The following is a 7,403-nucleotide window of genomic DNA, read 5'->3' on the forward strand; positions in this document are numbered from 1 at the left end:
ACCGTGAAGCTGCCATCGGGGTTAGCCACAACGGTGGCGTTATCCCCTACTGATAGGTTTTCAGCGCTTAGGCTGTCGCCATCGATGTCAGTTGCATTAGCTAATAGTTGTTCTTGCGATAAGGTGATTGAGCCATCTTCGTCAACCGAATACGCTAAATTACCTGACACAGGGGCATCGTTAATCGGCAACACATCCACTGTCATTTGTGTAGTAACCGTTGCGCCCTCTTCGTCCTGAATAACAATATCCAGTGTCACTTCGCCATGGAAGTTTTCATTAGGGGCAAAGCTACAAGTCCCATCACCATTAACACTGAAAATACCATCAGGGCCTGTATAACTAATCTCAACCAATGAGACATCACCTTCAATATCTGATGCATTCGCTAAGATTTGGCTTTCATTAAATGTCAGCACACTGTCTTCATCGATAGTGTAAGAAACAGGGCCTGCAATCGGTAAATCATTGACTGCGATAACCTCAATGCCTGCATTACCAACAGTGATTGCACCAGCTTCATCCACAACAGACACATCTAAGTTAATATCGCCGTTGAAGTTTTCATTAGGTGAGAAGGTAACCGTGCCATCTTGATTGGTCACTAACACACCATCAGTGCCTGAATAGCTGACACTATCTAGCGCCACTTCACCTTCGATATCAATTGCATTGGCAAGTAACTGCTCAGGGCTTAACGTGATACTGCCATCTTCGTTCATTTGGTATGAAGTAGAACCCGCTACTGGTGCATCATTCACTTCTGCGATTTCGATATCAATGTTGGCTGGGGTCACAACGGTGCCATCACTTACACCAAACTCTAATTGCACATCACCATTGAAGTTTTCATTTGGTGCAAAGCTATGGGTGCCATCACCGTTGTCGGTAAGCACACCGTCAGTGCCGCTGTACGTCACCGTATCAACAGATAGGTTATCACCATCGATGTCGCTCGCATTCGCCAGCAGCTGCTCATCGGTAATGATGATAATGCCGTCTTCATTCATGCTGAATTCAACGTCAGGGGCAACCGCGGCATCGTTAACTGGGTTAACGGTTAAATCAACGCCTGTCGCCACGGTAGTGGTGCCATCTGAGACATCAAAGCGTAAGTCTAAGTCGCCATTAAAGTCCGCATCTGGGGTAATCGTGAAGCTGCCATCTGGGTTAGCCACAACGGTGGCGTTATCCCCTACTGATAGGTTTTCAGCGCTTAGGCTGTCACCATCAACATCGGTTGCATTCGCCAGCAGTTGCTCTTGGCTTAGGGTAATTGAGCCATCTTCGTCCACTGAGTAAGCGACATTGCCATCAACTACAGGTGCGTCATTAACCGCCAGTGTAGTAATGCCTGCGGTGGTTTCAGCAGTGGCGCCGTCATCATCGATGATGGTGACATCAAGACTGATTTCGCCGTTGAAGTTCTCATTTGGCGAGAAGGTCACTGAGCCATCTTGGTTTTGAACCAGGATACCGTCGGTGCCAGAATATGACACTGAGTCTAGGCTGACGGTGCCATCCACATCACTTGAGTTCGCTAATAGCTGCTCAGCGCTAATGGTGATTTGGCCGTCTTCGTTGACTGTGTAACTTGTGCTGCCTGCTACCGGTGCATCATTAATATCAGTTACTGTAATATCGATATTAGCGCCAACGGTTTCTTTTCCATCAGTGACCGAGAAGCTAAGTTCAACTTGACCATTAAAGTTCTCATTTGGCGCAAAACTATATGTTCCATCGCCATTATCAGTGAATACACCTTCGGTACCACTGTATCCAACACCACTAACGGATAAGTCGTCTCCATCGATGTCTGTTGCGCCCTTAAGCAATTGCTCATCAGTGAAGATTAAGGTTCCATCTTCTTCGACAGTGTAAGCTTGATCTTCCACTCCTACTGTTGTGTCATTTATAGGGTTAATAGTCAGATCAATGTTGGCTTGAACTGTGGTTCCACCGTCAGAAACCTCAAAGCTTATATCCATTTCTCCATGGAAGTTTGCATCTGGAGTCAGGGTAAATGAACCATCGTCGTTCTCTGTAATAGTAACGTTGTTACCGCCAGTTAGATTTCCAGCAGTTAAGTCATCACCGTCTACATCACTGGCATTGGCTAACAATTGCTCTTGAGACAGGGTAATACTGCCGTCTTCATCAACACTGTAAGCCAGATCACCCGAAACGGGTGCATCATTCACCGCAATGACTTCAATGCCTGCTGTGGTTTGCGCCACTGCCCCATCATCATCGATGACTGAGATATCGAGGCTAATATCACCATTGAAGTTCTCGTTTGGCGAGAAGGTCACTGAGCCATCCGAGTTTTGAACCAGAATACCGTCGGTGCCTGAGTAGCTCACGCTATCTAAACTAACGCTACCATCAACATCACTAGAGTTTGCCAGTAACTGCTCAGGGCTAATGGTGATTTGGCCATCTTCGTTGACTGTGTATGAAGTTGAACCCGCTACCGGTGCATCGTTAACATCGGCAACAGCGATATCAATGTTAGCTGGGGTCACTTCAGTTCCATCGCTTACCCCATATTCAAGTTGCACATCACCATTAAAGTTTTCATTTGGCGCGAAGCTATGGGTACCATCACCGTTGTCGGTGAGCACACCATCGGTACCTGTGTAACTCACATCGGCGATAGTTAAATTATCACCTTCAATGTCGGTGGCACCAACAAGCAGTTGCTCATCGGTAATGATGATCACGCCGTCTTCGTTCATGCTAAAGCTTTGATCTTGCGCTAGAGCAGCATCATTAACAGGGTTAACACTTAGATTTAATTCAGTGGAGACGATTTGATCGCCATCACTGACATCAAAGCTAAACGATACTTCACCGTTGAAGTCCGCATCAGGGATAACTGTGTATGTTCCATCACCATTGTCGACCAATGTGACATTGTCATCATCAGAGCTGACATTAACGGCAACTAAATCATCACCATCAAGATCGGTCGCATTCGCTAATAAATCAGCTTGAGTAATAGTGATTGAGCCATCTTCATCAACCTGTGCGGTAACTGCATCAGAATCAGGTGCATGGTCAACTTCAAAGTTTATCGTTTGAACAGTACTAGATTGATCGTCATTTGACAGTTCAGTGGCTGTTGCGATGATCTCTAACGATGCTGAACCGGTGTAATCCTCAGGGAAGGTAACTGCAAGGTTTTGATCCAACACAGTGGTTGGGATAACAACGCTGCCATCTTCACCAACAACAATTTCACCTTGGAAAATTTGGCTATTTGTTTCACCAACATCAATGGTAAATGTGAAGTCATCAAAATCTTGATCTCCGCCGCCAAAGAGATCTTCAACACCGTAAACAATATCGCCATCTTCATTCAGTGTGGTTCTCGTATGCTCTATGCCATCTTCGTTAAGATTGCTATTGCTGCCACCATGGAAAATCGCATCACCAAATTGACTTAAAATCGGCGTTTCGACGCCATCTTCACTAATGTGAACCAATTGCGGGTCGACTGAGTCGATAGTCGCAGGGTTACCATCGGCATCGCGGAACTCAAATGTACCGTCCTGCATATTCTCAAAGTCATTACGATTGAAACCATTTGGGATCACAAATAGATTGAAGCTTTCACCCGCCTCGACATCAAACGTGAAGGATGATTCACCTGGGATTAATTCACCGCCAGAGCCCACTTCAGAAGCATTTTCAAAACCAATTTGTACCCCTGTAATATTACCTTCTTCATCAACGGTATAGTAACCCGCCGTATTTTGATATCCGGCAGTTTCGCCCTGGAACGTCACGGTAATATCGGTATTGTCGTAACTGGTAATACCGCTGCTTTGTTCGTCAAACAGCGCTTCGCCGTCATAGGTCAGTACTGAACCTTCTGGTAAACCATTTACTTCAACCGTAAGGGTTTCAGAAAGGTCTTGATCCACTAGACTTGCATCAATATTAAGTTGCGTGGTTGAACCGGGCTCTACCACAATCACTTCATCAGTGACGACATCGCCATCACCGGTTGTTACTGTTAAGTCAGGAGCATCAGCAACGGCTTCGATGGCAACACCAATACTTTGTGATACCTCATCTGTGCCATCTGACACACTAAAATCGACCTCAATATTGCCACTAAAATGTTCATTCGGAGTGAAGCTGTAAGTACCGTCGCCATTATTCGTCAATGTACCTTCATCTGCGCTGTAAGATACATCAGTAATACTAAGCTCATCACCTTCGATATCTGTCGCTTGTGCCAATAATTGCTCTTCTGTGAAGATTAATGTTCCATCTTCTTGAATTGCAAAATTAAGCGGCTGCACTTCAGGCGCGTCATTAATTGGATTAACTGTCAGAGTCAGCTCTGTAGGTGTGTCAGTTTCACCGTCCGAAACATCATAACTAAAGACAATATCGCCATTAAAATCAGCAAAAGGCGTAACGCTAAAGGTACCGTCGCCATTATCGACAACGGTCGCATTTGGATCGTTAGTTTGTAAACCATCGGCTCTTAAGAAATCACCATCTTGATCTGATGCATTTTCAAGTAGCATTTCTTGAGTAACTAAAATTGTGCCATCTTCGTCTACAGAAGCAACAATAGGCCCAGCTTCAGGGACATCATTTACAAACTCAACATTAAGACTAATATCGGCCGAAACCACATCAGTGCCGTCACTGACATCAAAGCTCAAGCTAGCGGTACCGCTGTATTCCGCTTGTGGGGTTAGCGTATAAGTCCCATCGCCATTATCAATGACTTCAACGTTTGGATCTTGCGATGTGACATTAACAACAGATAACTCATCGCCTTCTATATCCGTTGCTTGAGCCAGTAACTGCTCGGTAGTAACCGTTATAGCTTCATCTTCCATGGTATTAAATGAAAGATCAGGAACATCTGGAGCATCATTAACTGGCGTAACCGTTAGATCTAATTCAGTGGCAACCGTTTCAATACCATCAGTCACATCGTATGTAAATTGGATGTCACCATTGAAATCTTCACTTGGGGTGATCGTAAAGCTGCCATTGTCATTTTGTACGACAGTCGCATTTTCATCGTTGGTAACAAGATTGGTTGCGGCCAGAGAATCACCATCGACATCACTGGCATTGGCGAGTAATTCTTCTTGAGATAGGGTAATACTGCCGTCTTCATCCACAGTTACCGCAACTGGGCCAGAGACTTCAGGGCCTTCGTTGTATTCTTCAACGGTAATATTTAATGAACTAGGAGCAGATGCTTGGCCATCACTAACCTCGAATGACAAAGACACATTGCCGGTAAATCCTTCTGCTGGCGTGAAGCTAAAGGTATTGTCACCGTTGTCGACCAAAGTACCATCCAGCTGATTGGTCAGCACTAAATCTTCAATATGAAGAATATCGCCATCAACATCACTTGCACCTGACAATAAGCTAGATGCATTAATGGTCATGGTGCCATCATTGAGCATTTGTAAATCTAATGGCGCCCCTGCAACAGGGACATCATTAACAGGGATAACAGTTAAATCAATATTATTGGTTGTAACATCTTGACCATCACTAATGCCATAACTTAAGTCGACGTCACCATTGAAATTTTCGTTGGGAACAAAGGTGTAACTACCATCGTCATTGGTAATTAACTCACCGGCATTACCGCTGTAACTCACATCTTGAATAGATAAATCATCACCTTCAATGTCAGATGCATTCGCAAGTAAATCAGCATCAGTGAAGCTAATAGAGTTGTCTTCTTCAGTGCTAAGGACTATTGGTCCAGATGCAATTGGTGCATCATTGACCTCAGCAAAGTTGATATGGATAGTATTGTCATCAACTAACTCACCATCAGTCACTTGATAAGTTAGGTCAATATCCCCCGAGAAATTCTCATCTGGGGTAAGGGTCCAAGTGCCATCACCATTGTCGGTTAGCGTTGCATTCTCATCGTTTAACTCAAGATTAATGATATCGAGATTTTCACTATCAATATCAGAAGCTTGTGCAAGCAACTGCTCCTCGGTTATCACAATAGAAGCAAAACCATCTGCCCCTTCTGAACTTGTCACAACAGGAAGCTCTGCAGATAAATCGATATCTTGATCACCAGCGTGAAGGTTCAGCTCAATTGTTTCTGTTACTTCAGTGCCATCTACGGCAATCGATGTAAAGACCACATCATCAGGTAACGTCTGCGATACAGACATATTCTGCACCACATAAGTGCCGTTACCTTCAATTGTGCCTAACTCAAATCGTGCTACGGGTTCATCCGTGGTAAGGGTATACGTATGCTCGAAACTACTATTATCATCTTTATGATAAGTTTGTGAGTCGATGAGGTTACCATCGGCATCAAAAGCCCTAATTTCTACTTCAGTGAAGTTTTTAGATCCTTCAACAAACCAACCACCTAAGCCATCTAGTTCGAAGCTGATTTCATTAATATCTTGACCTTCAACATTAATAACTAGCTGCTCATCACCACTTAAACCTTGTCTATCGGTATCGCCAATACCATGGCCAATATGAGTATTACCATTCCAAGCGCCTAACGGCCCATCTGTACTCTGGGTGGTAACTACTAAGTCGCCATCAGTAAATTCACGGGTATGTGAATCTATTTCTGTGCCCCAATCATCAACTGTCGCATTATCATCGAAGGTACCGATTTGACTAGTATGAGTAGAATCAGTAACTGCGGTTTCATCAGCAACAAAGCGTACTTCAGTATCAGGCGCGAATTCTTGTCCTACCTCTAACGTCACCCATTCATCATTGATATTGGCTTGTACAATACCAAACTCAGGTTGTGCATCGAGGCGAATAGCAGGCTCTTCACGAAGACTAACGCCAACGGTTTGATCTTCTTCTGCTTGAATATAAATATCGGCACCCGCAATCGGTGCATCGTTGACTGGGTTAACGGTTAAATCAACACCGGTGGCCACTGTGGTGGTGCCATCTGAGACATCAAAGCTTAAGTCTAAGTCGCCATTAAAGTCGGCATCTGGGGTAATGGTGAAGCTGCCATCGTCATTCGCCACAACTGTTGCGTTACCAGCAACGCTAAGCCCTTCAGCGGTTAAATCATCACCGTCTACATCAGATGCATTGGCAAGTAATTGTTCTTGGCTGAGAGTAATGGTGCCATCTTCATCGACATTGTAAGCCAGGTTACCATCAACCACTGGCACATCATTGACCGCGAGTGTGGTGATGCCTGCGGTGGTTTCAGCGGTCGCGCCGTCATCATCGATGATGGTGACATCAAGACTGATTTCGCCGTTGAAGTTCTCATTAGGGAAGAAAGTGACCGAGCCATCAAGATTATTCGTTAATATGCCGTCGGTACCAGAGTATGACACTGAGTCTAGGCTGACGGTGCCATCCACATCGCTTGAGTTCGCTAATAGCTGCTC

General features: G+C 44.7%; 1 protein-coding gene. It reads right to left on the reverse strand.

The features are described 5' to 3' along the window. Positions 1-7,403: tandem-95 repeat protein (locus Q4546_RS18870; RefSeq protein WP_303446838.1), on the reverse strand; the 7,403-nt coding region annotated here is incomplete at both ends.

It is taken from the genome of Shewanella sp. 4_MG-2023, from assembly GCF_030548015.1.
GTDB lineage: Bacteria > Pseudomonadota > Gammaproteobacteria > Enterobacterales > Shewanellaceae > Shewanella.